Consider the following 25,307-nt stretch of genomic DNA (forward strand, 5'->3'; position numbering starts at 1 on the left):
CGCACAGGTGGCATCAAGCGTGAGACCCGCAGGCTTTCGCCAGCGGGTCTCATCGCATTTCTGGTGTCAGGCGTTCCCGCCTGACCGTAGATCGTCCTTCGAGCGTCCTGATGGACGCACGGCGATCTAGTCGCTCATCTTCAGCGCCTGGATGAAGGCTTCCTGCGGAATCTCCACCTTGCCGAACTGGCGCATGCGCTTCTTGCCCTCTTTCTGCTTCTCGAGCAGCTTGCGCTTGCGGGTCACGTCGCCGCCGTAACACTTCGCCGTCACGTCCTTGCGCATGGCCGAAATGGTTTCGCGCGCGACCACCTTGCCGCCAATGGCGGCCTGGATCGGGATCTTGAACATGTGGCGGGGGATCAGCTCCTTGAGCTTCTCACACATGGCGCGGCCGCGCTTTTCGGCAGCCTGCCGGTGCACCAGCATGGAGAGCGCGTCGACCGGCTCTTCATTGACGAGAACCGACATCTTCACCAGATCGCCTTCGCGATATCCGATGATCTGGTAGTCGAAGCTGGCATAGCCCTTGGTGATGGATTTGAGCCGGTCATAGAAGTCGAACACGACTTCGTTGAGCGGCAGCTCGTAGGTCACCATGGCGCGCTTGCCGACATAGGAGAGGTCGGTCTGGATGCCGCGACGATCCTGGCAGAGTTTGAGGATCGGGCCGAGATAATCGTCCGGCGTCAGGATCGTCGCCTTGATCCACGGCTCCTCGATCGTGTCGATGCGCACAATGTCCGGCATGTCGGCGGGGTTGTGCAGCTCCACCTGGTCACCGGAGGTGAGGTTCATGCGGTAGACCACGGAAGGCGCGGTGGCGATCAGGTCGAGATTGAACTCGCGCTCAAGCCGCTCCTGAATGATCTCCAGATGCAGAAGGCCGAGGAAGCCGCAGCGGAAGCCGAAGCCGAGCGCCGCAGAGGTTTCCATCTCGAACGAGAACGAAGCGTCGTTGAGGCGCAGCTTGCCCATGGCGGCGCGCAGGTCTTCGAAGTCTGCGGCATCGACCGGGAACAGGCCGCAGAACACCACCGGCTGCGCCGGCTTGAAGCCTGGCAGGGGCGATGTGGTCTGGCGCTTGTCTTCGGTGATCGTATCGCCGACGCGGGTGTCGGCCACTTCCTTGATCGAAGCGGTGATAAAGCCGATCTCGCCGGGGCCAAGTTCGTCCACCATCACCATCTTCGGGGTCATCACGCCAACCCGGTCCACCGGATATTTAGCGTCGGTGCCCATCATGCGGATGGTCTGGCCCTTCTTGAGCTTGCCGTCGATCACGCGCACCAGCACGATCACGCCGAGATAGGCGTCGTACCAGCTGTCGACCAGCAGCGCCTTGAGCGGGGCTTCCCGGTCGCCGCCTTCGGGGGCGGGGAGGCGGGTGACGATGGCTTCCAGAACATCGTCGATGCCCACGCCGGTCTTCGCCGAAATCGGGATCGCGTCGGAGGCGTCGAGGCCGATCACCTCTTCGATCTGCTCTTTCACGCGCTCGGTGTCGGCTGCGGGCAGATCCACCTTGTTGAGAACGGTGACGATCTCATGATCGTTGTCGATGGCCTGATAGACATTGGCCAGCGTCTGCGCTTCGACGCCCTGGCTGGCGTCGACCACGAGAAGCGAACCCTCGCACGCCGAAAGCGAACGCGAGACTTCATAGGCGAAGTCCACGTGGCCGGGCGTGTCGATCAGGTTCAGCACATAGTGCTCGCCGTTTCGCGCATCATATTCGAGGCGCACGGTCTGGGCCTTGATGGTGATGCCGCGTTCACGCTCGATGTCCATCGAGTCGAGGATCTGATCCTTCATCTCGCGATCGGCCAGCGAACCCGTCATCTGGATCAGCCGGTCGGCAAGGGTCGACTTGCCATGGTCGATATGCGCGACGATGGAAAAGTTGCGGATATGGGAAAGTGGCGTGTTCGTCATGTCGCAGGCTCTAGCAGGCGGCCTCATTTTCGACAAGCATATTGCGCTGGCAGATTGCAGCGTATGCAGCGGCAGAGTGCGCTTTTCGGAAAATGAGGCCTCTTATTGTACCGACGGCGCGCCCACCATATATGCTCGGGATGAGCAATCCAGACAGACACAAACTCGGCCTCCTGATCCATGACGTCGCGCGATTGATGCGCCGGCGCTTTCAGGAGAAGGGCAACGAGTACGGACTTTCATCCGCTCAGTGGGGACTTCTGTTCCGGTTGATGAAAGAAGACGGCGTGCCGCAGGCGCGGCTGGCCGAGTTTCTGGAAGTGGAGCCGATCAGCGTTTCGCGCATGGTCGACCGCATGGCCGAGAATGGCTGGGTGGTGCGGCGCGCGGGCAGAATGGACCGGCGCGTGCGCATGATCCACATCACCCAGAAAGCGCGTGAAGCCTGCGACAGCATTCGGCAGATCAGCACGTCTGTCTATGACGAAGCGCTTCTTGATATGGCCGAGGACGAGCGCAGGGTTCTGGTTGGCGCGCTCAACAAGATGGCCGCCAATCTCTGCGCCACGGTGTCCGGCGGCAACGGGCAGACCGCCTGCCCGTAAGCGCGTCTCTCACTCCGCAACCAGTTTGCGATAGAGATGCCATGTCGCGTGGCCGAGGATCGGCATGACCACGGCGAGGCCCGCGAAGAGCGGCAGCGATCCCACAAGCAGTGCGCCTGCAACGAGCAGGCCCCAGAGTGCGATGGGCACCGGATTGGTGCTCGCCGCCCGCACGGATGTGATGATGGCGGCCACGGCGCCGCAATCGCGATCAAGCAGCATCGGAAACGCAATGGACGTGGTGATCAGCACCACAAGGGCGAAGATGAAGCCGATGGCATTGCCAAGCAGCAGAAGCATGAAGCCTGCATCGGTCGTGAACAGGGTCTCGAGAAATTGCGTCATCGATGCCGGCGGTTCGGGACCGAGCAGGCGCGTGTAAAGCCCCTGCGCGACGAGAAGCCACGCTATGAACATCGCAAAGAGCATCGCGCCGACCGCCACAATGGACGGGATGGCCGGTGATCTGCGCACGTTGAATGCATGCCGCCAGGATGTATCGAGCCCGGCTTCGCGCCGCCGGCTGATCTCATAGAGGCCGAGTGCCGCAAACGGGCCAAGCAGGGCAAAGCCCGAGACGAGCGGGAACAGGAGCGGCAGCGCATTTGCGCCCGACGCCCAGTAGATGAGAACCACACCGACCAGCGGATAGATGAGGCAGAGAAACGCATAGTGCGATGGCTTCTGCCAGAAGTCGTCGAGCCCGCGTCCAAGCGCGTCGATCACATCCGACGTGGTGATCTTTCGAACGGCCGGCAATCTGAGTGTCTTGTCGGTTCCGGCCATGACGTGAAAACCAGTCATTTTCTGACCTCCCGGATTGGCCGGGTTGCAGGCCGCAGCCCGGCGACAGCATGGCGGAGAGTATAGGCCCCGTGCTGCCTTACGGCGAGGCGCGGGCCGGTCACATCTTGCGGAGCGCGGGTTGAACGCCGTCAGTCGGTTTTCGGGAAGAACACCCGTTTGGCGAAGGGCGCGCTCGCGCCATGCAGCACGACCGACAGAAGGATGGCGAAAACCGCGATGTCGGTGATGGCGCTGGCGGCGTCGAAACCGGACTGGTCGACGACGAGGATGAGGTAGAGCACGGAGGCAAGCCCGCGCGGGCCGAACCATCCGACAAAGAGGCGCGCGCGCAGCGTCGTTTTGGTTCCCAGCATGGCCAGCAGAACGGGAACCATGCGGATAACGGTGAGGCTGAGGGCTGCGTAGATGAGACTGGGCAGAAGCGGTGTCTCGAAGGCCTGCGGCAGCAGCGCCGCACCGAACAGGAGGAATGTGAGATTGGTGAGGATCGATCCTTCCGTCATGGCGAAATTGCTCATGCCGGCGACCGTGTGCGCGGGCAGGCGCCAGCCAAAGGCAAGGCCGGCCGAGAAGGCGGCGAGGAAGCCATTGCCGCCGGTCAGTTCCGCTGCGAGATAGGCAAGGCCAGCGAGCGTGACCATGATCGGGGTGCGCCCTGCCGGGTTGGAAAGGCGTCGCAGCAGCGCAAACTCGCTGGCGGCCGCACCCAGATAGCCGACCGCCAGACCGACCAGCGGCCCGAACACCACCTGCTTGACGAAGAAGGTCGCATGCCCCGCCATGCCCTGGCCGCTGCCTGTGTCGGCCGCAAGGGCAAGTGCGATCAGAAGCAGCGGCAGGCACAGCCCGTCATTCAGCCCGCTCTCTACATCGAGCGCCTCGCGCTCCACTTCCGGCAATCCGTCATTGCCGAAAACGGGCTGCGCCAGCGCTGCATCGGTGGGGGTCAGAACGATGGCCAGAACCAGCGCGCCGAACAGGCCCAGCGTGGGGAACAGCGCCATGCCGGCCAGCGTGCCGGCAAGGATGGTGAGCGGAATGCCGATGAACAGGAGCCGCGCAGACAGAAGCGCGGTGGCGCGCTCCGCCATGACGCCGGAAATTCGGATATTGGCCGCATCGCGAAACAGGATGATCGCCAGCGTTGCCGTGGCGAGGAACTCGACAATGGAGTTGCCGAGCGCGGCGGTGAGGTTGCTGTCTGCTTCGAAGAAGCCGTAGCCCAGCGCGGTGAAAAGCATCGGGCCGGAAAGGACCGAGGCTTCGAGCCTGCGTGAGACCAGTGAATAGGCGGTGAAGCAGAGGAACAGAAGCGCCAGCGCTGCGTGAAGCTCCATCAGCTGTTTCCGTTCTCTTCAGCCGTCTGGTCGTCCTTGCGTTCGGCCCAGTTGAGCGTCTTGTAGTCGAAGCCGAAAGTGAGCGTCGGCTTGACGATGGCAAAGTAGGGCGAAAGGTCGAAATCGCGTGGCGTGAACAGGCTGTGATGGCGGATGTGCAGGATTTCGCGCCGTGAATAGGCTGACTCCGCCGAGGCATGCCCCTTGGCTTTCACCGTTTCCGGCAGGATCGGGTAGCGCACGCCCTGAAAGGCCTGGGCGATGAGCGAGGAGCAGATGGCGCGGGTGGGATCGCCTGAGCCAAGCGCGATCATGCGCCGCCGCCAGCGCACTGGCACGGGTGGCGTGGGCATGAAATAGCGCAGCAGATCGAAGATGTTGCGCATGTCGTAGCGCAGCCCGAGCTTGCCGACCATGAAGTCAATGATGGCGTTCCGGTCATCCGGAGTGAGGCCGCTCGCCCGACAGATGCGGGTGTTGTAGGTTTTGTACTTTGAAAGCGGCGCCGCGATGCAGCCATCACCGAGAATGACCTCCACGAGGCGTGGCCGCTCGGAGCCGTCTTCCGGCTCGGGCAGCGCGTCGCCGACATAGAGCGCGGCATGGCTCCAGGTGGACTGGGTGAGATATTTGATCGCTGCCGAGATGCGCTGGTTACCCTCGATCAGAAGAATGTCACCGGGCTGCAGGGTGCGGTGCAGGGTTTCCGGGTCGGACGGGGTGTAGGGCTGATAGCCTGAGGATTCGCTCTGCAGTCGCCGCGCCAGAAACCGGCCGAGCCGGTCGAGCAGGGTGCTGGATTGTTCGCTCATGCGCTCCCGTCCGCCAATCAAGCAGCATTATCCGGTTCGCTCATGGGGCGAACCATTCGACGTTGCAGACCCTAGGGTCAGGTCCCGTTAATATGGCCACAATGGTCGGCCTGATTTGTGCGGATACGCGAAGCAAGGCCGCAGGAAGACTCCACGTCTTTCAAGGGCTTGCGACAAAGTCGCCCGTGCAAATCAGGCCGATCCGAAGGACGATCGATTGACCGGCGACCTGCCGCGTCAAACCCCTTGACCGGGGAAAGACCCCGCTCTGCGGGCTTTTCCTAGCATCTCTTGGTCTATCGATCGCCATTGCGGCCATATTAATGGGTCCTGACCCTAGAGCATCAAACCGAAAAGTGGAATCCGGTTCTCTGTTCTTCCCATGCTCCGTCAGGTGTTTGGTCGCCCTTTTGCGTCGAAGCGGACACGCGGCGATCTGTCGGTGTTGTCGTTCAGGGCAGGCGCTGTGGCATCCGTGTCTGGAGGGGTGCGACAAACGATTGACTTTATTCAATCGTTTGATTAAATTTGATGCATGAAACAGGGCAATCATGATTTACCGGACACTGGTGCGCGTCTTTCTTCGGCAGAGCACACGCGGCTTTCGCTCATTCAGGCCGGGCTGAAGCTGTTTGGCGAGAAGGGCTATGACGGCACAACGACGCGGGAAATCGCGAGCGCGGCCGGGGCCAATATCGGTTCGATCTCCTACCATTTCGGCGGCAAGGAGGGGCTGCGCGCGGCCTGTGCGGATCACATCGTCGAGCTGGTCGGCGGCATCGCGGGCAGCGCTCTCGATGTGCCGTCCGAGGCGACGGGGCAGCTCGATCCGGTCGCAGCGCGCGCCATCCTGATGCGGGTTCTCGAAACCATGACGGGCTTCATCGCCGCGCGGCCCGAAGCGGGCCTGATCGTCAAATTCGTTCTTCGGGAACTGGCCCATCCCACCGTTGCGCTCGACCGCATCTATGACGGTGTTTTCGCGCCGGTGCACACACGCCTCTGCCAGGTGTGGGAAGCGGCCACCGGTCGGCCGGCGGAGAGTGACGAAACCAAACTCACCGTTTTCACGCTGATCGGGCAGCTCGTCTATTTCCGCATCGCCAGCGAGGCGGTGCAGCGGCGCATGGGGTGGAGCGATATCGGCAGCCGCGAGGCGGCAGCCATCACAGCCATCGCCAGCAGCAATCTGGAAGCCATTCTGACCGCGCAGACGCGCGACAAGGACACAAAGTCATGAGCATGCTTTGCGCAATTCCTCTTCTGGCAGGTTTCCTGTCTGGCTGCAGTGGCGAGGCCCCGCTGGCCGTCGGCTATGTGGAAGGCGATTATGTGTTGCTTGCGCCCACCGAGGTTGGCCAGCTGAGCGCGGTGCCCGTGCGGCGTGGCGCAATCGTTGAGGCGGGCGCGACCGTTGCCATGATGGATGAGACGGATGCGCGGATCGCCGTGCGTCAGGCCGAGGCGGGGCTGGCCGAAGCGGAGGCGCATCTCGCCGACCTTCAGGAGGCGAAGCGCCCGGAAGAGATCGCCGTTCTGGAAGCTGCGCTTTCGTCCGCCAATGCCGAGGCGGCGGAAGCCGGACGCGTGCTCTCGCGCACGCAGGACCTGTTTCGCCGGGGCATTGCCGCGCAGGCCGAGCTCGACAAGGCGAAGACGGCCAAGGAGCTGGCGGACACGCGCATAGGCCAGGCCGAGGCCAATCTGGCCGTTGCCCGCCTGCCGGCCCGCGCCGAGGCGATCAAGGCCGCGGCCAAGCGCCGCGATCAGATGGAAGCGGCGCTGGAACAGGCGCAATGGCGTCTTTCCGAACGCGCCATCAAGGCCCCAGCCGCAGGCCGCATCGATGATGTGATCCGCAATGCCGGAGATGTGGCCGGCCCCTCCGCGCCGGTGGTTTCGCTGTTGCCGGATGGCGAGGTGAAGCTCAAGGTCTATGTGCCGGAAGCCGCGTTCTCCAGCGTGCAGCCGGACGCGTTGCTGGCGGTCAATTGCGATGGGTGCGCACCGGGGCTGACCGCACGCATTTCCTATATCTCGCCCGAGCCGGAGTTCACGCCGCCGGTGATCTATTCGCTCGAGACGCGGCAGAAACTCGTCTACCTCATCGAGGCGCGACCGGAGGGGGATGCCCGCAGTCTTCAGCCGGGGCAGATCGTCGATGTGCGCCTCAAGGCAGACGCGCAATGAACGCCATCGACGTCCACGGTCTCGTCAAGCGGTTCGGCGACAAGACCGTCGTGAACCAGGTGACCATGCAGGTTGCCAGAGGGGAAATCGTTGGCTTTCTCGGACCCAACGGTTCGGGCAAGACAACCACGATCCGCATTATGTGCGGGCTTTTGACCCCGGATGAGGGCGAGGGCACGGTGCTCGGCTACGATCTGCGGAGCGAGGGGCTCAGGATCAAGCGCGAGGTCGGCTACATGACGCAGCGCTTCTCCTTCTATGAAGACCTCACCATTGCCGAGAACCTGGCCTTCGTCGCCCGGCTTTACGATCTGAAACCGGTCGGTGCGCATGTGGATCGCACGCTGGAGGATCTGGGCCTCACCTCGCGCCGCAACCAGCTTGCCGGAACGCTTTCCGGCGGCTGGAAGCAGCGACTGGCGCTGGCAGCCTGCATCATGCATCAGCCAAAGCTTCTGCTTCTCGATGAGCCGACAGCGGGTGTCGACCCCAAGGCGCGCCGCGAGTTCTGGGACGAGATCCACCGGCTTGCCGCCGACGGTCTGACCGTCCTCGTCTCGACCCACTACATGGACGAGGCCGAGCGCTGCCACCGCATCTCCTACATCTCCTACGGCACGCTTCTGGCCACCGGAACGGTGGCGGACGTCGTGCGGGATGCGGGGCTTGTCACCTATCTGGTGGATGGGCCGAAACTCGAACAGCTCGCCGCGGAGCTGCGGCAGCGGCCGGGCGTCGAGCAGGTCGCCCCCTTCGGCGCGAGCCTGCACGTGGTGGGCTCGGACGAAGCCGCGCTAAGGGCTGCGCTGGCCGATCTTGAAGGACGCGACGGCGTGACCGTTTCGCGCGGCGAGACCAGTCTTGAGGATGTCTTCATCCAGTTCATGACCAATTCGACGGACAACATGCAATGAACCGCATCTTCTCCCTTGGCCGGCTCATGGCGCTGCTCATCAAGGAGTTCATCCAGATGCGGCGCGACCGCATCACCTTCGGGATGATGCTCGGCGTTCCGCTCATGCAGCTCGTGCTGTTCGGCTATGCGATCAACAGCGACCCGAAGGCCCTGCCGGCGGCGCTCGTTTCGCTGAGCCAGGATCACTACAGCCGGGCCATGGTCTCTGCGCTGGAGAATACGGACTATTACCGCTTCGACCACGTGGTGGGCAGTGCCGAAGAGGCCGAGCATCTGATGGCGAGCGGTGAGGTGGTGTTTGTCGTCACCATCCCGTCGGACTTTGCGCGCCGGGTCGACCGGGGGCAGCGCCCGCAAATCCTCATTGAGGCCGACGCCACCGATCCATCGGTTGCCTCCGGGGCCATTTCCACGTTGGGCACGGTCGCCGCCGAGGCGCTTCTGCGCGAGCGTGGCGTGCCCGCCTCCGAGGCAAAGCCCGCCGACCGGCTCGAGGTCATCGTTCACCGCCGCTACAATCCCGAAGGGCTCTCGCAGTACAACATCGTGCCCGGTCTTCTGGGCGTCATCCTGCAGATGACCATGGTGATGATGACCTCCATCGCGCTGACGCGCGAGCGCGAACGCGGCACGATGGAAAACCTGCTCGCCATGCCCGCCAGCCCGCTGGAGATCATGCTGGGCAAGGTGCTGCCCTATCTCGTCGTGGGCGCCGTGCAGGTGGCCGTCATTCTGGGGGCGGCGAAGCTGCTGTTCGGCGTGCCCTTCGTGGGCAGCCTGTGGCTGCTGCTTGTGGCGGTGCTGATCTTCGTGCTGTCTCTGGTTCTGCTCGGTTACACGATCTCCACTGTGGCGCGCACGCAGATGCAGGCCATGCAGCTTACCTTCTTCTTCTTCCTGCCATCGCTCCTTCTCTCCGGTTTCATGTTCCCGTTTCGCGGCATGCCGGACTGGGCGCAGTGGCTTGGCGAGATCTTCCCGCTCACTCATTTTCTGCGCGTGATCCGCGCCGTGATGCTGAAGGGAGCAGACCTGCCGGCCATCGCTTTCGAGACGGGCATTCTGGTGCTGTTCATCTTCATCTATGCCGGGTTTGCGCTGCTGCGCTTCCGCCGGACGCTCGATTGATCTGAGCTTTTGATCGAGCATCGGCTTTGCCGGAAAACCGGTTCCCGTTTTTCGGTCCGATGCTCTGGATCGCCGTGCGTCCGCTTGGACGCACAAAGGACGATCCACACTTATGATTGAGCATCGGTTTTGCCCGAAAACCGGTTTCCACTTTTCGGTCCGATGCTCTGGATCGCCGTGCGTCCGTTTGGACGCACAAAGGACGATCCACACTTATGATTGAGCATCGGATTCGTCCGAAAACCGGTTCCCGTTTTTCGGTCCGATGCTCTGTGCCAAGCGAATGGTTATGACTGAATAAGCCATGAGCGTTGACGCGGGCGCACTTGGTTCTTAAATTAGAATAATTCTAAACAATGGATTGCCCGGACAATGCTCTCTCGCTTCTTAGGTTCCTCCCGCCGCTCCTTCTCATCGCTGACTGAACAGGAAATTCTCGCTCTCGCCATCTCGTCGGAAGAAGATGATGCGCGCATCTACCGCGCCTATGCGGACGGTCTGCGCGAGGACTTTCCGCATTCTGCCGCCGTGTTCGAAGAGATGGCGAAGGAAGAGGACGGACATCGCGCCGCGCTGATCGAGGCGCACCGCGCACGGTTCGGCGAGCGCATTCCGCTGATCCGTCGTGAGCATGTGCGCGGCTATTACGAGCGCAAACCCGACTGGCTGGTGCGTCCGCTGGGACTGGAGAAGGTGCGCGCGCAGGCCGAGCAAATGGAAGACCAGGCGCACCGCTTCTATGTGGAAGCGGCCAAGCGCACGGAGGATGCGGGCATCCGCAAGCTGCTTGGCGACCTTGCCGCTGCAGAAAAGGCGCATGAATCGCTGGCGCACCGGCTTTCGGAAAAACATCTGGGCGCAGACGAGCGCGCCGAGGAAGACCAGACAGAGCACAAACAGTTCGTTCTGACCTATGTCCAGCCGGGCCTTGCCGGCCTGATGGACGGCTCCGTCTCCACGCTGGCGCCCATCTTCGCCGCCGCCTTCGCCACCGGCGACACCTGGCAGACCTTCCTGGTCGGTCTCGCCGCCTCCATCGGCGCAGGCATCTCCATGGGCTTCACCGAAGTGGCGTCGGACGATGGCGTGATCTCGGGTCGCGGCTCGCCGATCAAGCGCGGCATAACCACCGGCATCATGACCACGGTGGGCGGCCTCGGCCACGCGCTGCCCTATCTGATCCCGCATTTCTGGACCGCGACGATCATCGCCTTCATCATCGTGTTCGTCGAGCTTTGGGCAATCGCCTGGATCCAGAATCGCTACATGGAAACCCCGTGGAGCCGCGCCACCTTCCAGGTGGTGCTCGGTGGCGCGCTGGTGTTTGCTGCAGGCATGCTCATAGGCAACGCCTGACCGGGTTAAACCGACCGACGGGCCGCGCCATGCATGGCGCGGCTGTCGGCAGGTGCTTCGGCCCGCTCCGTCATTCCGTAATCGCGCAGGACATGGGCGATGCGTAACCGGTAGCCGGAAAATATGCCGTTCCGCCCGGCGCGCTGCGCCTGCCTGTGTTCCTCCGTGTTGCGCCAGGCTTTCACCGCTTCCTCATCGCGCCAGAACGAGAGCGAGAGCACCCGGTTCCCGTCATTGAGGCTCTGAAACCGTTCGATGGAAATGAAGCCATCCACGCCGTCGAGCATCGGTCTCAGGTCTGCGGCGATGCCAAGATAGGCATCGCGCTTTCCCGCCGCCGGCTCCACTTCGAAGATCACCGCGATCATGGCTGCACCCATTTCGCATGGGGAGCGGAGGCAAGTTTCAGAAACATGCGGTCCTCCTTCAGGATGAAACGTTCGCGCTTTGCGAATTCATAATTCGCGCGGCCTTCGGGGCTTGCGGCAAGCCGCGCCCGGTACTCTTCGTAAGCTGCGAGACTGTCCAGATTGTAAACGCCATAGGCGGTGGTCGTGGAGCCCTCATGTGGTGCGAAATAGCCGATCAGGTCCACGCCTGCGCGCGGGATCGCCTGACCCCAGTTGCGGGAATATTCCTCGAAGGCGTCCCGCTTGAAGGGATCGATCTCGTAGCGGATGAAGCAAGTTATGGTCATGGGGGTGGTTGTCTCCTGCCGACATGCTTCGGTCGGTATCGAAGCATTTTCGGGTTTCCTGTGTCAGATGTCCCAGAAGGGTTTTGCGCATTCGCGCTGCACGTCGCGGCGGGTCAGGCCCACATCGCGCAACTGTTCGTCGGTTAGTTCGGAAAGCATGCATCTCTGCCGATAGCGTTCCGGGGCCAGCGCAAGGCGCGCTGCGAAACGTTGCAGCATGACGGTGATCGACAGGGGGCGGCGTGCGTCCCGCATCGAAGATGGCGTCAATGGTTTTCCATAGGGGCGCATCGCTTTTTCCCTGGTTCGACAAGGAGAGAATAGCGCTTGCTGCACACTCACACTTTGATTAGCATCGAACTATGAAAGCAGGAACGGACCTCGCCCAGATTGCCAGCCTCGTCGGAGATCCGGCGCGCGCCAACATGCTGGCTGCGCTGATGGGCGGCACGGCTTTGACGGCCAGCGAACTGGCGGTCGAGGCCGGCGTCACCCTGCCGACGGCGAGCGCCCATCTTTCCAGGCTGACCGAGGGCGGACTGCTGCGCATGGCGCGGCAGGGCCGTCATCGCTATTACGCGCTGTCCGATCATCAGGTGGCGGGTATGCTGGAAACCATCATGGGGGTCGCGGCGGCGCTGGGGCCGCGAAAAGTGTTGCCCGGTCCGCGCGACACGGCCATGCGCGAAGCGCGCATCTGCTACGACCATCTGGCGGGCGAGGCGGGCGTCGCCATGTTCGATGCGTTCGCCGGACGTGGCTTCCTCACCATCGATGGAGGCGATGTGAGCCTGACGGAAAAGGGCGCTGGCTTCTTCTGCGATTTCGGGCTCGACATCGAGGCGATGCGCAGGAAGCGGCGGTCGATGTGTCGCTCCTGTCTGGATTGGAGCGTGCGGCGTTCGCATCTGGCAGGCAGTCTCGGCGCGGGCATGCTCGACCGCTTCATCGCGCTGAGCTGGGTGCGGCGGAAGAAGGACAGCCGCATCATCCGCTTCACGCCGCCGGGGCGCACGGCCTTCGACAAGCTGCTGCGCGAGGCCTGAGCCAGCGCGAAACGCAGGCGTGGCCGTTTCCTTCCGCGCGGCTTTGCGCCATGGTCGCCCCTCACCAATGATTCCAACAAAGCTCTGCCGGGGACAATGATGAACACCGAACTGCTGCGCAGGCTCTGCGAAACGCCGGGTGCGCCGGGCCATGAAACGCGCGTCCGCGCCCTCATCGAAAAAGAGATCGAGGGACTGTTCGACGAAGTGCGGACCGATCCGATGGGCTCGCTCCTGTGCGTGCGCAAGCCGCGCAAGAAGACCAAGGGCGATCCACTCAAGATCATGCTTCTGTGCCATATGGACGAGATCGCCTTTCTCGTTACCCATGTGACCGAGAAGGGCTTCCTGCATCTCGATCCGGTGGGCGGCTTTGATCCGCGCAACCTGTTCTCCCGCCGTGTGCTGATCTGCACCGAGAGCGGCGACTACAAGGGCGTGATGAACCCCGCCGGCAAGCCGATCCACATTCAGAGTGCGGAAGAGCGCAAGAAGGTGCCGGAGCCGGGCGATTTCATCGTCGACATGGGGCTTGGCGAAAAGGCGCGCGATCTGGTGCAGGTCGGCGACTTCGTGGTGATGGACGAGCCTTTCCTCGAAATGGGTGACAAGTTCGTCTCCAAGGCGCTCGACAACCGCGTCGCCTGCTGGCTTGGCATCGAGGTTATCCGCGCGCTGGAAGAAGCCGGCACGAAGCATGATTGCGAGATCCATGTGGCCTTCACGGCGCAGGAAGAGGTTGGCCTGCGCGGCGCGCGCACGGCGGCCTATGCGGTCAAGCCGGATATCGGTCTCGGCATCGACACCACGCTTGCCTGCGACACGCCGGGCATTGGCGAGCATGAGGCGGTGACGAAGCAGGGGCAGGGCTTTGGCCTGCACGTGAAGGACTCGTCCTTCATTGCCGATCAGGCGCTGGTGCGTGAAGTCGAACAGCTCGCCAAGAAGAAGGCGATCCCCTACCAGCGCACCATTCTGGCCCGTGGCGGCCAGGATGGCGCGGCAGCCCAGCAGGCCGCCGCCGGTGCGCGCGCCGTGGGCATCGTGGTGGGCACACGCTACATCCACACCGTGACCGAGATGATCGACCGCAACGACCTTCAGGCCGCACTCGACATCATCGTCGCCTATCTGGGCGAAAACTGAGACTGAAGCGCCGCCGCGCCGCGCAGAACTGTGGCGCGGCGGCCACACCGGAAAACTTGCTGAACGCGCAGCCGTTTTCTGCCTTCAAACGGGCACAAACCGGGGCGAAATCCGACCGGCATTCACAGAGCGTTCACCTTGTGAATGTAAAGCTTGAGACAGTTGTAACAGGCGGTTTTGGAGGAGCCGCCACCGGTTGGACGAGACCCATGGCACTTTTTGTACGTTGTATTGCCGCCCTTCGTGAATTCATCGCGCCGCGCTACCATCCGGAGCGCCACTATATGCGCGGACCCGGCCCTGCCTGCCAGAAGCGTGGCGGCGGTTCGGCCACGGCAGCCTGACGGCAGCGCTCACTCACAATATCTGACGATCACCGGCTTTCCGGCTGCCGCGCCCAGTTCGTGGCATTCATCTGCCGCGCACAATTGCCAGCCGGAGCCAGTTGCGCCCGACGCCGCAAGGGCAAGTTCGCTCTGCGGCGGCAGGGTCGGGCGGTAGGTCCACCAGCCATTTTCAAAGCGCGCTTCGGGCGGCGGCTCCATGCCTGCGCCCGATCCCTGAACGCGCGCCTCGACAAGTTCGAGCCCGGCAGGGCCTGCCCGCCAGTCTTCTTCCCAGTGGATCTTCTCGACCGAATGCGTCCATGACAGGGTGAAAAGCGCCGCCCCGAAGGTCAGCGCCTTTCCGCCTGCCAGAACGCATATGCTCATTCGCCGGCCCGCTTTTCCTGAGGCGCGTGCGCCATGCGGGTGCGATACCAGTGCTGCCCGAGGAACAGGGCCGCAAGCGCGAAGCCGAGTTCATCGGTAACAGGAAGAGCCGCGATCAGGGTGAAGGCCGCGACCGCTGCAAGGACGCGCTCCCAGATGGCGAGTTTCGAGCGCAGGAAGCCGATCACCGCAGCCCCCCACAGCGCGATCGCCAGCAGTGCCTTGAAGACGATGTAGGCGACCGCCGGATAATAGCCCCAGGCCTCGGCCAGCGGTCCGCCATCCTGAAGCATCAGCGCCGGTGTGTAGACCGCCATGAAGGGGATCACGAAGCCGGCGGCGGCCACCTTGATCGCTTCCATGGAAATCTTGAGGCCGTTTTCCTTGGCAATGGGGCCGGCGGCGAAACAGGCAAGCGCCACGGGCGGCGTCAGATCGGCCAGAATGCCGAAATAGAACACGAACATGTGGCTGACGATCAGCGGCACGCCGAGCGCCAGAAGCGCCGGGCCGGCAATCGACGAGGTGATGATGTAGTTGGGGATGGTCGGAATGCCCATGCCCAGAATGATGCAGGTGATCATGGTGAGCACGAGCGAGAGGAACAGGCTCTTCTCACCCACCGAGACGATGAACTGGCCGAACGTGTTGGCGACGCCGGTCAGGGTCATGGTTCCGATGATGATGCCGACCACGGCACAGGCCACGCCCACCGGCAGCGCCGTCTTCGCGCCCTCGGCAAGCGAGTCGCGGCAGACGGCCAGCGTCTTGCGCCCGCCATCGACGAACAGGTTCGCGAGGATCAGCACAAGGGCGGCGATCAGGATCGCCGTGATGCCGTAGCTGAAGAAGCTTGCCGCAACGAGGCCGAGACCGACCCAGAAGATCACCCGCAGCACCTGGCCGGGAAGGCCGAGCGCCACCGAGCCGCCGAGGATCAGCAGCACCGTCAGGGACAGGCCGATCGTGCCGGCGAAAAGCGGCGTGTAACCGGAGAAAAGGAGGTAGACGAGCACGGCCAGCGGCAGAATGAGATACCAGCCCTTGCGCAGCGCCTTGCGTGGTGAGGGCAGCTCCGAGCGCGGCAGGCCATGCAGGCCATATTTGCCGGCTTCCAGATGCACCATCCAGAAGGCGGAGGCGAAGTAGAGCACGGCGGGAATGATCGCCGCCTTGACCACCTCGTAATATTCGATGCCCAGCGTCTCGGCCATGATGAAGGCCACGGCGCCCATCACCGGCGGCATGATCTGCCCGCCCATGGAGGCCGTGGATTCGACACCGCCGGCAAAGGCCGCGCGGTAGCCGAAGCGCTTCATCAGCGGGATGGTGAACTGGCCGGTGGTCACCACATTGGCGACGCCCGAGCCGGAGATCGTGCCCATCAGGCCGGACGAGATGACCGACACCTTGGCCGCGCCGCCGCGCGCATGGCCCACGAGGCCCAGCGACACATCGGTGAAGAGCTTGATCATGCCGGCGCGTTCGAGGAACGAGCCGAACAGGATGAACAGGAAGATGTAGGTGGCCGACACGTAGATCGGGATGCCGTAAATGCCTTCCGTACCATAGGCCATGTGGTCGATGACCTGGCTGAAATCATAGCCGCGATGGTTCAACGGTGAGGGCAGGTATTGCCCGAACAGGCAGTAGGCGAGAAACGCGCCGGAGATGATCGGCAGAGCCGGGCCCATCAGCACATAGGCGGCGGCGAACACGGTGACGAGCGCAATGACGCCGAACACGATGTCGATGGGTAACGGATCGCCGGCCCGCAGGAGCAGCGGCTTGTATTCGACATACTGATAGAGCGCCACGGCCACGCCGGCGAGCGCCAGTCCCCAGGCCAGCGCCTTGATGGCCGGCGCGCTGCCGCGGGCCTGCACCACCAGCGGAAAGACCAGAAGCGTCAGAAAGCCCACATGGAAAGCACGGACCACCTGGCTCGGCAGGTTCAGCACATGGGCGGCGGTGGCGATCTGGTAGAGCGAGAAGATCACCGCGATCCAGAAAAGAAACCGCCCGATGCGGTCGGTGCCGAACTCGCCATGGGCGTGATCGTGCAGGTCTGCCTGGTCCGCGACTGTCGTCTGGCCGGTTTCACTCTTGCTCATTGGGTGCTCCGCTTCCCCATGCTCTTGTTCGGGCCTTGCCGATTGTCCGCTCGTTGTCCGCTTGGGCGCCACAGGGGGCACCGCAGCGGCGCGAGGGCTCGGCATTCGGGCCTTCCTGTCACACCCCGCGCCGGAGCGTGACAGGAAGGCCCCGTCGCTGGACGGGGCCTCGCCTCACTGGCCTAGAGCCTTTTCCGATCAGGTGGAACCACCTGATCGATAAGAAATGGCTCCAGATTCAGTATGTTGAGCAATTCCTTTTCGTTCGGATTGATTCAATCCGAACGGGAAATGCTCTAGAGCAGGCCCTTTTCCTTGTAGTAGCGCTCAGCGCCGGGGTGCAGCGGCAGCGGCAGGCCCTTGGGGCCGTTCTCGGCGGAGATCGCCTTGGCGGCGGCATGAGCGGCCACCATGTCGTCGAGGTTCTCGAAGAGCTGCTTGGTCATCTCGTAAGCAACCTCGTCGGAGACATCCGAATGCGATACGAGAATGTTGGTGATGGCCAGCGTCGGCACATCCTCGCTCTGGCCCTCATAGGTGCCGGCGGGAATGGTTGCCGCGATGAACGGCGCGCCCAGCGTTTCGGCAACGCTGTTGGGCACCGATACGAGGGTCACCGGCAGCGACAGCGCCAGATCCTTGATGGAGGCAACGCCCAGACCGGCCGACTGCAGCGTGGCGTCGAGCTGACGGTTCTTGATCAACTCGACGGATTCGCCGAACGGCAGATACTCGGTCTTGCCGAGATCGTCATAGCTCATGTCCATCGCGCCGAAGATGCGCTGGGCGTTAAGCTCGGTGCCGGACTTCGGTGCGCCGACGGAAAGGCCCTTGCCCTTCAGGTCGCCGAATTCCTTGATGCCGGATTCCTGCGAAGCAACGATCTGGATGTAGTTGGGGTAGATCGCGGCGATGGCGCGCAGCTTGTCGAGCTTCTGGTTGAAGCCGGCTTCCGCGTCGCCTTCCCAGGCCGACTTCACGGAATCGCCGAGCGCGAAGGCGATCTCGCCACGGCCCTGCTGCAGCAGGTTCAGGTTTTCGACCGAAGCCTTGGTCGACTGCACCTGCGTGCGCACGCCGTCGATCTTTTCGCCGTAGATCTTGGAAAGCTGGGAGCCGAGCGGATAGTAGACGCCCGAAGTGCCGCCGGTCAGCACGTTGATGAATTCCTGGGCCATGGCGCCTGCGGGCGCGAGGCCCAGCGAAAGCGCAACCGCGCCGGCTGCGAGATACTTCCTGCTTGCTGATAACATCTTGTCTCCTCCGCTGTTTAACAGTTCGGCAGGCATGGCGGCCTGCGCCATGCGTGACTGTAGACAACCGCACGCCCTTGCCAACCGGAAAGCGGCAGGCAAAGGGAAAAACGGCCTGTCAAAGCCGATAATCGGAGGGAAAAAGCGGCGCAAGCCCCAAGCCGCCGCAATAACGGCCTGAGGTCTTATACCAAAGTATAGTGTCGTTGCGGCAGCCCCAGCGGCTGCCCCATAGTCAGGCGACGCCGGTGGAGCCGAAACCGCCTGCGCCACGGGCGGTGCCGCCCACATGGGTGCGTTCTTCAAGCCGCGCCTGGCTGACCGGCGCAATCACCAGCTGGGCGATGCGCAGGCCACGGGTGATGGCGAAATCATCCTCGCCATGGTTGATCAGCAGCACCTGAACCTCGCCGCGATAGTCGGCGTCGATGGTGCCGGGCGCGTTCAGGCAGGTGATGCCGTGCTTCAGCGCGAGGCCGGAGCGCGGGCGCACCTGTCCTTCGAAACCCTCGGGCAGTTCCAGCACGAAGCCGGTGGGCACCAGCGCGCGGCGGCCGGGCAGGAGAACGATGCGGCGGTCTTCCGGCACTGCGGCGCGCAGATCCATTCCCGCTGCGGCCTCGCTCTCATAGGCGGGCAGCGGCAGCCCCTCGCTGTGCGGCAGACGAACGATGCCGACGGTGGGGCCAATGACGGGCATGGAGGAAACGGTGTTGGACATGGTGCTTATCCTGTGCGCTGCAATCCGGGGGACGACGATCACGACTCATTCCGTCTGGCCCGTTTCGCCGGCGAATTCAACAGCTGGCCATCAGCCAGAGCCATCTCTTCACCGCTATGTGGCTTTTGCGCGCGTCCACTTTCCGTTCGACAGGCGCAGCGCCGCTTGTTAAAAGCCCCGGGCTTCAGGAAAACCAGATACAGATGACCGACAAAATCGCCGATGCGGTGGCCCGCCGCCGCACCTTCGCAATCATTTCGCACCCGGACGCCGGTAAGACCACGCTGACCGAGAAGCTGCTTCTGTTCGGCGGCGCGATCCAGCTCGCCGGTGAGGTGAAAGCGAAGAAGAACCGCGTCCAGACCCGTTCGGACTGGATGAACATCGAGCGCGAGCGCGGCATTTCCGTCGTCACATCGGTGATGACGTTCGAGTATGGCGACCACGTTTTCAACCTGCTCGACACGCCAGGCCACGAAGACTTCGCCGACGACACCTATCGCACGCTGACAGCGGTCGACAGCGCCATTATGGTCATCGACGCGGCCAAGGGCATTGAGCCGCGCACGCTGAAGCTGTTCGAAGTGTGCCGCCTGCGCGATATCCCGATCGTCACCTTCGTCAACAAGCTCGACCGCGAAAGCCGCGACCCGTTCGAAATCCTTGACGAGATCGAGCAGAAGCTGGCGCTGGACACTGCACCCGTCACCTGGCCCATCGGCCGGGGCAAGAGCTTTGTCGGCACCTATAATCTCGCCAACGACACGATGCGCCGCTCGGATGGCGATGTGGAGCCGATTGCCGTCGATGGGCCTGATTCCGAGGCCGTGGCCGGTCTCCTGCCAGAAAATGAGCGCGACATGCTGGTCGAGGAGATGATGCTGGGCAAGGAAGCCTGCCGTCCCTTCGACATGCAGGCGTTCCGCGAAGGGCACCTCACGCCGGTCTATTTCGGCTCGGCGCTGCGCAATTTCGGCGTGCGCGACCTGATCGAGGCGCTTGGTGCATTCGGTCCCGAACCGCGCGCCCAGGAAGCGGATGCGCGCAAGGTCGAGGCGAATGAGGAGAAAATGACCTCCTTCGTCTTCAAGATCCAGGCCAACATGGACCCCAACCATCGCGACCGCATCGCGTTTGTGCGCGTGTGCTCGGGCAGGCTGCAGCGCGGCATGAAGGCCAAGCTGGTGCGCACCGGCAAGCCGATCAGCCTGTCAGCGCCGCAGTTCTTCTTCGCCAAGAGCCGCATCACCGCTGACGAGGCGTTCGCCGGCGACGTGGTGGGCATTCCCAATCACGGCACGCTGCGCATTGGCGACACGCTGACCGAGGGCGAGGAGCTTCTGTTCCGCGGCGTGCCCAATTTCGCGCCGGAAATCCTGCGCCGCGTGCGCCTTGGCGACGCCATGAAGGCCAAGAAGCTGAAGGAAGCCCTGCAGCAGATGGCCGAAGAGGGCGTCGTGCAGCTCTTCACGCCCGAAGATGGCTCGCCCGCCATTGTCGGCGTGGTCGGCGCGCTTCAGCTCGACGTTCTGAAAGAGCGTCTGAAGATCGAGTATTCGCTGCCGGTGGATTTCGAGATGGCGCGCTTCAGCGTTTGCCGCTGGATCACCTCCGACGAGGCGGGCGAAGTGGACCGTTTCATTGCCAGCCATCGCGGCGACATTGCGCGTGATCTCGACGACGATCCGGTTTTCCTCGCGCCGCATGAGTTCGGTCTGAACTACGAGGCCGACCGCTGGAAGGCCGTGCGCTTCACCGCCGTGAAGGATTACCAGACCCGAAAGGCCGCCTGAGCGAAGGAATTCGCCGGGCGACACGAGTGGGGGATGTAAATTTCCCTCTCGTGCTCATTTTGGGAATAAGATTCCAAGCAACTGCGTCAATTTACACCTAGATGAGGTTCATCAACCTGTGTTTGGGTTGCTATCCTGCTGCGGCAGGAACACCCAACGCTTTATCTCACCTCAGGAGGAGAGAACGATGAGCCTTCGCATCAATGACGCGGCGCCGGATTTCAGCGCCGAGACCACCCACGGCACGATCAATTTCCATGACTGGGTCGGCGACGGCTGGGCCGTGCTCTTCAGCCACCCAAAGGATTTCACGCCCGTCTGCACGACCGAACTCGGCACGATGGCTGGCCTCGAGGATGAGTTCAAGAAGCGCAACACCAAGATCATCGGCATCTCCGTCGATCCGGTCGAGGACCATGTGCGCTGGAAGGAAGACATCAAGAAGGCCACCGGCCAGGCCGTCGAGTATCCGATGATCGGCGACAGCGACCTGAAGGTCGCCAAGCTCTATGGCATGCTGCCGGCTGACGCGGGCGACAGCTCCGACGGTCGCACGGCTGCGGACAACCAGACCGTTCGCTCGGTCTACGTTGTCGGTCCCGACAAGAAGATCAAGCTGGTGCTGACCTACCCGATGACGACGGGCCGCAATTTTGCGGAGATCCTGCGCGCCATCGATTCCATCCAGCTCACCGCCAGGCATCAGGTGGCGACGCCCGCCAACTGGCAGAATGGCGAGGATGTGATCATCACGCCGGCCGTCTCTAACGAAGAAGCCGAAAAGCGTTTCGGGTCATTCGAGACCATCCTGCCCTATCTGCGCAAGACCAAACAGCCGACCGGCTGATCCCTTCGCAGGACAGGTATCAAGAATATCGGCCCCGGAAGCGCTGTTGCTTCCGGGGTTTTTCTTTTTCAGCAAGTATCTGCGGCCATTGTCTTTAATTCGACACGCTGCCACGGTGTGATGATCTGGTTTGATAGTGATTCAGGAGTTTCATCATGCGCCGTTCCATTCTTGCGCTCGTTTCCACGCTTGCACTGGGTTCGTCCGCCTTTGCCGCGACGCTGGAGATCGATCTGCCCGATGTGGAGAGCGTGGAAACCACCGCAGTGACCTATGCCTGCCCGGACGGCGACATCGACGCTACCTATTACAACGCTGACGGCAATTCGCTCGCCGTCGTCATCATCGATGGCAACCCCGTCGTGATGAGCAATGTGCTTGCGGCGTCCGGCGCAAAATACGCAGGCGGCCCCTACATCTGGTGGACCAAGGGCGACAATGCGGACCTCTATGACCTGATGAAGGGCGAGGACGCAGACCCGGTTTCCTGCACCGCCAAGGACTGATCCCGGTCTCTCTCCATAAAGTTAAACCATTCGGTTGACCATTGGGTTGGTGACTGATATCTAAACCATATGGTTGAATATCAGTCGCCCCATCTGGATGCCGTTTTCCATGCCCTGTCGGACCCGACCCGGCGGGCCATGCTGCACAGACTTTCAGCCGGAAAGCACAGCGTGTCGCAATTGGCGGAGCCGTTCGACATGTCGCTTGCCGGCGCATCCAAACATGTGAAGGTGCTGGAGGCAGCCGGCCTTGTGAGCCGGCATGTCGAAGGGCGCACCCATTATTGCCGGCTGGAGGCTGCGCGCCTCGCCGAAGCACAGGCCTGGTTCCGCTACTATGAGCGCTTCTGGAGCGACCGGCTCGATGCGCTTCAGAACATTCTGGAAGCCGAGGATCGGCAGAAACCGCCAGCAGAAAAGGGCTGAGCGCGCGCCGACGCTGTTTCCTCAATGGGAGAGAGACGATGAAACATGCCGATAGGGATGCCTATGGCGTTGTCGAAGCGCCGAATGCGGTGCGTTTCGAACGCCTTTTGCCCGGCCCGGCCGAGCGCATCTGGTCTTATCTGACTGAGGCCGACAAGCGCTGCCAGTGGCTTGCCGGCGGCGCGATGGAAGAGCGCGTTGGCGGGGCCGCGCAGCTCGTGTTCCGTCACGCCGACTTCACCGACGAAACGCCGCCTGACCAATATCGCGAGATGAACGAGAATGGCTTCGTGTCCGAAGGCCGGATACTCGAATGGGACCCGCCGCGCGTTCTCGCCATGACCTGGCCGGGTGAGGGTGAAGGAAGCGAAGTGCGTTTCGAGCTGTTCCCGGAAGGCGACCGGGTTCTTCTGGTGGTCACGCATAGCCGCCTTGCCGGTCGTGGCGAGATGGTCAACGTGTCCGGCGGCTGGCACGCGCATCTGGCGGTGCTCGACGCGGTTCTTTCGGGCAGGCCCGTGCCGCCCTTCTGGGCGCGCATCACCGCGCTGGAAGCCGAATACGAACAGCGTTTCTCGCAGACATAAATCACTGTTCGTCCAACGACGAGAGAAGGAAGAAACGTCATGAACATTGCCGTCATGCCGGATGTTTCCGGCCGCCCCCATGAATGCGCATTGTCCCGGTCGATGAGTGCGGATCCCGACACGCTCTATCGCGCCTGGACCGAGCAGCTCGACCGCTGGTTTGCGTCCCGCGCCTCGGTGCATATGGAGCCGCGCGTCGGGTCTCCCTTCTTCTTCGAAACAGTGCATGGTTTTGATGAGGATAAGCCCGCCGAACGCAGGCCCTGTTACGGGCGTTTCCTCAGGCTTGAGCCGGGCAGGCTGATCGAGATGAGCTGGGTCACCGGATCAAGCGGCACCGAAGGGGCGGAGACCATCGTCACCATGGAGTTCTCGAAGCGCAGCCGCGGCAGCCGCCTGAAGCTCGTGCATAAAGGGTTTCTCAGTCAGGAGAGCGCGGCGAAACACGAAGCGCTCTGGCCGCTGATCCTCGATCACCTCGACAGGTGCATGGAAGGTGTTGGCCCCGATGAGGCTGCGCCAAGGCCCCATCTGGCCGGCGGGCGCAACATCGCCATGAAGGTGCCTGTGCATCAATATGAAGAGACCGTCCGGTTTTACCGCGATGTGCTTGGCATGGAGCAGATCGAAGAGCTTCTCCCGGCCATCGGCTTTCGCTTTGGGGCCAACCAGCTGTGGCTCGACCAGACGCCCGGCATGAGCCAGGCCGAGCTTTGGCTGGAGATCGTCACCGACGACACGAAGGCGGTTGCGGAACTCATGGCCGCAGAGGGCATCGCCCGTTGCGACGCGATCGAATCGCTGGGCGAAAACTTCGACGGTTTCTGGATATCGAGCCCGGCCCAGATCATCCATCTGGTCGATCACAAATCGGGCGCCTGGTAGCCCGCATTCAGGAGGAAGCCATGCTGAAAATCGCGCTGATGAGCGTTCTGGTCGATGATCAGGACAAGGCCGGGGCCTTCTACACGCAGGTGCTGGGTTTCACGAAGAAACAGGATTTCCCGGTTGGCAAGGCGCGCTGGCTGACCGTCGTTTCGCCCGGTACGGAGGGCGGAACGGAGCTTCTTCTCGAACCCATGGGATATGATTTTGCGCGCGACTATCAAAAGGCTCTGCGCGATGCCGGGCTGCCGGCTGTCACCCTCGCCTCGGATAATGTGCATGCGGAACATGCGCGCCTCACGGGAAAAGGCGTGACATTTCGTGTGGAGCCAACACAGGCAGAGGGGCAACCGACCATCGCGCTCTTCGAGGATGGCTGCGGCAACCTCATCCAGATTTATGAGGCCGGATGAGGCGGCGCGCGTTGCGCCGCCTCATTGCGGGTTTCGTCAGGACTTCGCGCCTTCGCGGATGAAGGTGCCGGCATTCAGCTCGTTGAAGGCCTGCATGAGTTCCTGGCGCGTGTTCATCACGATGGGGCCGTGCCAGGCTACCGGCTCCTGGATCGGCTTGCCCGACACAAGAAGGAAGCGGATGCCGCGTTCGCCGGCCTGAACAACAACTTCATCGCCCGTGTCGAACACCACAAGCGTACGGTCGCCGCTCATGTCGCGCAGATGCACTTCCTCGCCGGCGACTTCCTTCTCCACCAGAACACCGAACGGGCGCGACGCATCGCGGAACGTGCCGGAGCCTTCGAAGATATAGGCAAACGCGCTGCGATAGGTGTCGACCGGCAGCACCTTGCGTTTGCCCGGCGGCACCCAGACATCGAGATATTGCGGATCGGCGGCAATGCCGTCGACCGGTCCGCGCTTGCCCCAGAACTCGCCGACCACCACACGCACCCGCGTGCCGTCATCGTCGATCACTTCGGGAATCTCGCCGGCTTTCACATCCTGATAGCGCGGCGTGGTCATCTTCTCGCTCGAAGGCAGGTTGGCCCAGAGCTGGAAGCCATGCATGCGCCCGGTCTTGTCGCCATGCGGCATTTCCTGATGGAGAATGCCGCTGCCCGCCGTCATCCATTGCACGTCGCCCGCGCCGAGCGAACCGGCATTGCCCAGACTGTCGGCATGATCCACGCTGCCGGCCAGCACATAGGTGATGGTCTCGATGCCGCGATGCGGATGCCAGGGGAAGCCGGCCTGATAGTCTTCCGGCCGCTCATTGCGGAAATCGTCGAGAAGCAGGAAGGGATCGGCCAGCTTCGGATCGGTGAAGCCGAAAGCGCGGTCCAGACGAACGCCAGCGCCCTCAATGGTGGGCTGCGCCTGCGAAATCTGCCTTACGGGACGAATGGACATGATCGTCTCTCCATCTGTTGCCAGAGCATTGGATCGAAAAACGGAATCCGGATCTCGGGCTATTCCAACGCTCTATCAATGATTTAGATTGCCGTTTGTGCGTCCGAATGGGCGCACGGT

Annotated in this window: 28 protein-coding genes and 1 pseudogene; 17 read left to right on the forward strand and 12 right to left on the reverse strand. The window is 62.7% G+C overall.

The annotated features are described in order from the left end of the window. Positions 1-126: 126 nt before the first annotated feature. Positions 127-1,935: a translation elongation factor 4 gene (gene lepA / locus DEJ54_RS05615; RefSeq protein WP_113153702.1), complete on the reverse strand. Its 1,809-nt coding sequence runs from the start codon at positions 1,933-1,935 to the stop codon at positions 127-129. A 131-nt stretch (positions 1,936-2,066) separates the two neighbouring features. Here lepA and DEJ54_RS05620 point away from each other — a divergent pair, with 131 nt between their 5' ends. Further along, positions 2,067-2,540, forward strand: a complete 474-nt coding sequence (locus DEJ54_RS05620) for a MarR family winged helix-turn-helix transcriptional regulator (protein WP_371685963.1) — start codon at positions 2,067-2,069, stop codon at positions 2,538-2,540. 9 nt (positions 2,541-2,549) lie between these two features. Here the strand turns inward: DEJ54_RS05620 and DEJ54_RS05625 are convergent, their stop codons facing one another. The 3 genes from DEJ54_RS05625 to DEJ54_RS05635 all read right to left on the reverse strand — a co-directional run bounded on the left by DEJ54_RS05625 (position 2,550) and on the right by DEJ54_RS05635 (position 5,496). Then, a complete protein-coding gene (locus DEJ54_RS05625; RefSeq protein ID WP_113153704.1) occupies positions 2,550-3,344 on the reverse strand; it encodes a DUF2189 domain-containing protein in 795 nt (264 codons plus the stop codon). 131 nt (positions 3,345-3,475) lie between these two features. Next, positions 3,476-4,684, reverse strand: coding sequence for a sodium:proton antiporter (locus DEJ54_RS05630; RefSeq protein WP_113153705.1), 1,209 nt, complete (start codon positions 4,682-4,684; stop codon positions 3,476-3,478). Next, entirely contained in the window at positions 4,684-5,496 is an 813-nt protein-coding gene (locus DEJ54_RS05635) for a YiiX/YebB-like N1pC/P60 family cysteine hydrolase (protein WP_113153706.1), read from the reverse strand. Before DEJ54_RS05635 ends, DEJ54_RS05630 begins: the two co-directional genes overlap by 1 nt. Before the next feature lie 535 nt (positions 5,497-6,031). On the opposite strand from DEJ54_RS05635, the gene DEJ54_RS05640 reads away from it, so the two are divergent. The 5 genes from DEJ54_RS05640 to mbfA all read left to right on the forward strand — a co-directional run bounded on the left by DEJ54_RS05640 (position 6,032) and on the right by mbfA (position 11,086). Further along, on the forward strand, positions 6,032-6,736 hold the full coding sequence (locus tag DEJ54_RS05640) for a CerR family C-terminal domain-containing protein (protein WP_113153707.1): 705 nt from the start codon (positions 6,032-6,034) through the stop codon (positions 6,734-6,736). Further along, positions 6,733-7,686 (forward strand): HlyD family secretion protein, encoded by a 954-nt coding sequence (locus DEJ54_RS05645; RefSeq protein WP_113153708.1) that lies wholly within the window; start codon positions 6,733-6,735, stop codon positions 7,684-7,686. The genes DEJ54_RS05640 and DEJ54_RS05645 overlap by 4 nt, the downstream gene beginning before the upstream one ends. After that, positions 7,683-8,600: an ABC transporter ATP-binding protein gene (locus DEJ54_RS05650; protein WP_113153709.1), complete on the forward strand. Its 918-nt coding sequence runs from the start codon at positions 7,683-7,685 to the stop codon at positions 8,598-8,600. The genes DEJ54_RS05645 and DEJ54_RS05650 overlap by 4 nt, the downstream gene beginning before the upstream one ends. Further along, positions 8,597-9,730, forward strand: coding sequence for an ABC transporter permease (locus tag DEJ54_RS05655; protein ID WP_113153710.1), 1,134 nt, complete (start codon positions 8,597-8,599; stop codon positions 9,728-9,730). The genes DEJ54_RS05650 and DEJ54_RS05655 overlap by 4 nt, the downstream gene beginning before the upstream one ends. A gap of 372 nt (positions 9,731-10,102) precedes the next feature. Then, positions 10,103-11,086, forward strand: a complete 984-nt coding sequence (gene mbfA, locus DEJ54_RS05660) for an iron exporter MbfA (protein ID WP_113153711.1) — start codon at positions 10,103-10,105, stop codon at positions 11,084-11,086. Positions 11,087-11,091: 5 nt separating this feature from the next. Here mbfA and DEJ54_RS05665 read toward each other — a convergent pair whose 3' ends face one another. The 3 genes from DEJ54_RS05665 to DEJ54_RS05675 form a co-directional block, all read right to left on the reverse strand. Continuing rightward, entirely contained in the window at positions 11,092-11,454 is a 363-nt protein-coding gene (locus tag DEJ54_RS05665) for an antibiotic biosynthesis monooxygenase (protein ID WP_113156106.1), read from the reverse strand. Continuing rightward, the gene (locus tag DEJ54_RS05670) at positions 11,451-11,783 is read right to left on the reverse strand and encodes an NIPSNAP family protein (protein ID WP_113153712.1); all 333 of its coding nucleotides are present in this window, start codon (positions 11,781-11,783) and stop codon (positions 11,451-11,453) included. Before DEJ54_RS05670 ends, DEJ54_RS05665 begins: the two co-directional genes overlap by 4 nt. 63 nt (positions 11,784-11,846) lie before the next feature. Then, on the reverse strand, positions 11,847-12,053 hold the full coding sequence (locus tag DEJ54_RS05675; protein WP_245447713.1) for a DUF1127 domain-containing protein: 207 nt from the start codon (positions 12,051-12,053) through the stop codon (positions 11,847-11,849). A gap of 92 nt (positions 12,054-12,145) precedes the next feature. Here DEJ54_RS05675 and DEJ54_RS05680 point away from each other — a divergent pair, with 92 nt between their 5' ends. The 3 genes from DEJ54_RS05680 to DEJ54_RS23605 all read left to right on the forward strand — a co-directional run bounded on the left by DEJ54_RS05680 (position 12,146) and on the right by DEJ54_RS23605 (position 14,319). Next, positions 12,146-12,829: a helix-turn-helix transcriptional regulator gene (locus tag DEJ54_RS05680; protein WP_113153713.1), complete on the forward strand. Its 684-nt coding sequence runs from the start codon at positions 12,146-12,148 to the stop codon at positions 12,827-12,829. A gap of 99 nt (positions 12,830-12,928) precedes the next feature. Next, positions 12,929-13,975 (forward strand): M42 family metallopeptidase, encoded by a 1,047-nt coding sequence (locus tag DEJ54_RS05685; protein ID WP_113156108.1) that lies wholly within the window; start codon positions 12,929-12,931, stop codon positions 13,973-13,975. A gap of 209 nt (positions 13,976-14,184) precedes the next feature. Continuing rightward, positions 14,185-14,319, forward strand: a complete 135-nt coding sequence (locus tag DEJ54_RS23605) for a hypothetical protein (protein ID WP_256370533.1) — start codon at positions 14,185-14,187, stop codon at positions 14,317-14,319. A gap of 9 nt (positions 14,320-14,328) precedes the next feature. Here DEJ54_RS23605 and DEJ54_RS05690 read toward each other — a convergent pair whose 3' ends face one another. The 4 genes from DEJ54_RS05690 to dut form a co-directional block, all read right to left on the reverse strand. Next, entirely contained in the window at positions 14,329-14,688 is a 360-nt protein-coding gene (locus tag DEJ54_RS05690) for a DUF1850 domain-containing protein (RefSeq protein WP_113153714.1), read from the reverse strand. After that, positions 14,685-16,802, reverse strand: a complete 2,118-nt coding sequence (locus tag DEJ54_RS05695; protein ID WP_113153715.1) for a TRAP transporter permease — start codon at positions 16,800-16,802, stop codon at positions 14,685-14,687. Before DEJ54_RS05695 ends, DEJ54_RS05690 begins: the two co-directional genes overlap by 4 nt. Before the next feature lie 296 nt (positions 16,803-17,098). Then, the gene (locus tag DEJ54_RS05700; protein ID WP_113156109.1) at positions 17,099-18,055 is read right to left on the reverse strand and encodes a TAXI family TRAP transporter solute-binding subunit; all 957 of its coding nucleotides are present in this window, start codon (positions 18,053-18,055) and stop codon (positions 17,099-17,101) included. A 235-nt stretch (positions 18,056-18,290) separates the two neighbouring features. Further along, the gene (gene dut, locus DEJ54_RS05705) at positions 18,291-18,776 is read right to left on the reverse strand and encodes a dUTP diphosphatase (RefSeq protein ID WP_113153716.1); all 486 of its coding nucleotides are present in this window, start codon (positions 18,774-18,776) and stop codon (positions 18,291-18,293) included. Positions 18,777-18,979: 203 nt separating this feature from the next. Between dut and DEJ54_RS05710 the strand changes: the two genes are divergently transcribed. The 8 genes and pseudogenes from DEJ54_RS05710 to DEJ54_RS05740 all read left to right on the forward strand — a co-directional run bounded on the left by DEJ54_RS05710 (position 18,980) and on the right by DEJ54_RS05740 (position 24,233). Beyond that, entirely contained in the window at positions 18,980-20,569 is a 1,590-nt protein-coding gene (locus DEJ54_RS05710; RefSeq protein ID WP_113153717.1) for a peptide chain release factor 3, read from the forward strand. 187 nt (positions 20,570-20,756) lie between these two features. Next, positions 20,757-21,416 (forward strand): peroxiredoxin, encoded by a 660-nt coding sequence (locus tag DEJ54_RS05715; RefSeq protein WP_113153718.1) that lies wholly within the window; start codon positions 20,757-20,759, stop codon positions 21,414-21,416. 155 nt (positions 21,417-21,571) lie between these two features. Beyond that, complete coding sequence (locus DEJ54_RS05720; protein WP_113153719.1) at positions 21,572-21,922, forward strand: MliC family protein; 351 nt, start codon at positions 21,572-21,574, stop codon at positions 21,920-21,922. 69 nt (positions 21,923-21,991) lie between these two features. Continuing rightward, on the forward strand, positions 21,992-22,348 hold the full coding sequence (locus tag DEJ54_RS05725; RefSeq protein ID WP_113153720.1) for a helix-turn-helix transcriptional regulator: 357 nt from the start codon (positions 21,992-21,994) through the stop codon (positions 22,346-22,348). A gap of 38 nt (positions 22,349-22,386) precedes the next feature. After that, positions 22,387-22,935: an SRPBCC family protein gene (locus tag DEJ54_RS05730; RefSeq protein WP_113153721.1), complete on the forward strand. Its 549-nt coding sequence runs from the start codon at positions 22,387-22,389 to the stop codon at positions 22,933-22,935. Positions 22,936-23,037: 102 nt separating this feature from the next. Further along, positions 23,038-23,418, forward strand: a pseudogene (locus DEJ54_RS05735) (SRPBCC domain-containing protein); the annotation flags it as partial. A 6-nt stretch (positions 23,419-23,424) separates the two neighbouring features. After that, complete coding sequence (locus tag DEJ54_RS23330) at positions 23,425-23,820, forward strand: VOC family protein (RefSeq protein ID WP_204360887.1); 396 nt, start codon at positions 23,425-23,427, stop codon at positions 23,818-23,820. Between the two features lie 20 nt (positions 23,821-23,840). Further along, positions 23,841-24,233 carry a VOC family protein gene (locus tag DEJ54_RS05740; RefSeq protein WP_113153722.1) on the forward strand — a complete coding sequence of 131 codons (393 nt, stop codon included), beginning with the start codon at positions 23,841-23,843 and terminating at the stop codon, positions 24,231-24,233. Between the two features lie 36 nt (positions 24,234-24,269). On the opposite strand, the gene DEJ54_RS05745 is transcribed toward DEJ54_RS05740, so the two are convergent. After that, positions 24,270-25,187 (reverse strand): pirin family protein, encoded by a 918-nt coding sequence (locus DEJ54_RS05745; RefSeq protein WP_113153723.1) that lies wholly within the window; start codon positions 25,185-25,187, stop codon positions 24,270-24,272. Between the last annotated feature and the right edge of the window lie 120 nt (positions 25,188-25,307).

This window comes from Nitratireductor sp. OM-1, assembly GCF_003296175.1.
Taxonomy (GTDB): Bacteria; Pseudomonadota; Alphaproteobacteria; order Rhizobiales; family Rhizobiaceae; genus Nitratireductor; species Nitratireductor aquimarinus.

Bases quoted from the DNA above. Each gene is read 5' to 3' on its own strand.
- DEJ54_RS23605 (WP_256370533.1), top strand. From the start codon at position 14,185: ATGGCACTTTTTGTACGTTGTATTGCCGCCCTTCGTGAATTCATCGCG.
- DEJ54_RS05670 (WP_113153712.1), bottom strand. From the start codon at position 11,783: ATGACCATAACTTGCTTCATCCGCTACGAGATCGATCCCTTCAAGCGG.
- mbfA (WP_113153711.1), top strand. From the start codon at position 10,103: ATGCTCTCTCGCTTCTTAGGTTCCTCCCGCCGCTCCTTCTCATCGCTG.
- DEJ54_RS05710 (WP_113153717.1), top strand. From the start codon at position 18,980: ATGACCGACAAAATCGCCGATGCGGTGGCCCGCCGCCGCACCTTCGCA.
- DEJ54_RS05715 (WP_113153718.1), top strand. From the start codon at position 20,757: ATGAGCCTTCGCATCAATGACGCGGCGCCGGATTTCAGCGCCGAGACC.
- DEJ54_RS05685 (WP_113156108.1), top strand. From the start codon at position 12,929: ATGAACACCGAACTGCTGCGCAGGCTCTGCGAAACGCCGGGTGCGCCG.
- DEJ54_RS05630 (WP_113153705.1), bottom strand. From the start codon at position 4,684: ATGGAGCTTCACGCAGCGCTGGCGCTTCTGTTCCTCTGCTTCACCGCC.
- DEJ54_RS05665 (WP_113156106.1), bottom strand. From the start codon at position 11,454: ATGATCGCGGTGATCTTCGAAGTGGAGCCGGCGGCGGGAAAGCGCGAT.
- DEJ54_RS05740 (WP_113153722.1), top strand. From the start codon at position 23,841: ATGCTGAAAATCGCGCTGATGAGCGTTCTGGTCGATGATCAGGACAAG.
- DEJ54_RS05650 (WP_113153709.1), top strand. From the start codon at position 7,683: ATGAACGCCATCGACGTCCACGGTCTCGTCAAGCGGTTCGGCGACAAG.
- DEJ54_RS05680 (WP_113153713.1), top strand. From the start codon at position 12,146: ATGAAAGCAGGAACGGACCTCGCCCAGATTGCCAGCCTCGTCGGAGAT.
- DEJ54_RS05635 (WP_113153706.1), bottom strand. From the start codon at position 5,496: ATGAGCGAACAATCCAGCACCCTGCTCGACCGGCTCGGCCGGTTTCTG.
- dut (WP_113153716.1), bottom strand. From the start codon at position 18,776: ATGTCCAACACCGTTTCCTCCATGCCCGTCATTGGCCCCACCGTCGGC.
- DEJ54_RS05640 (WP_113153707.1), top strand. From the start codon at position 6,032: ATGAAACAGGGCAATCATGATTTACCGGACACTGGTGCGCGTCTTTCT.
- DEJ54_RS05645 (WP_113153708.1), top strand. From the start codon at position 6,733: ATGAGCATGCTTTGCGCAATTCCTCTTCTGGCAGGTTTCCTGTCTGGC.
- lepA (WP_113153702.1), bottom strand. From the start codon at position 1,935: ATGACGAACACGCCACTTTCCCATATCCGCAACTTTTCCATCGTCGCG.
- DEJ54_RS05620 (WP_371685963.1), top strand. From the start codon at position 2,067: ATGCTCGGGATGAGCAATCCAGACAGACACAAACTCGGCCTCCTGATC.
- DEJ54_RS05655 (WP_113153710.1), top strand. From the start codon at position 8,597: ATGAACCGCATCTTCTCCCTTGGCCGGCTCATGGCGCTGCTCATCAAG.
- DEJ54_RS05690 (WP_113153714.1), bottom strand. From the start codon at position 14,688: ATGAGCATATGCGTTCTGGCAGGCGGAAAGGCGCTGACCTTCGGGGCG.
- DEJ54_RS05725 (WP_113153720.1), top strand. From the start codon at position 21,992: ATGGTTGAATATCAGTCGCCCCATCTGGATGCCGTTTTCCATGCCCTG.
- DEJ54_RS05700 (WP_113156109.1), bottom strand. From the start codon at position 18,055: ATGTTATCAGCAAGCAGGAAGTATCTCGCAGCCGGCGCGGTTGCGCTT.
- DEJ54_RS05720 (WP_113153719.1), top strand. From the start codon at position 21,572: ATGCGCCGTTCCATTCTTGCGCTCGTTTCCACGCTTGCACTGGGTTCG.
- DEJ54_RS05730 (WP_113153721.1), top strand. From the start codon at position 22,387: ATGAAACATGCCGATAGGGATGCCTATGGCGTTGTCGAAGCGCCGAAT.
- DEJ54_RS05745 (WP_113153723.1), bottom strand. From the start codon at position 25,187: ATGTCCATTCGTCCCGTAAGGCAGATTTCGCAGGCGCAGCCCACCATT.
- DEJ54_RS23330 (WP_204360887.1), top strand. From the start codon at position 23,425: ATGGAAGGTGTTGGCCCCGATGAGGCTGCGCCAAGGCCCCATCTGGCC.
- DEJ54_RS05625 (WP_113153704.1), bottom strand. From the start codon at position 3,344: ATGACTGGTTTTCACGTCATGGCCGGAACCGACAAGACACTCAGATTG.
- DEJ54_RS05695 (WP_113153715.1), bottom strand. From the start codon at position 16,802: ATGAGCAAGAGTGAAACCGGCCAGACGACAGTCGCGGACCAGGCAGAC.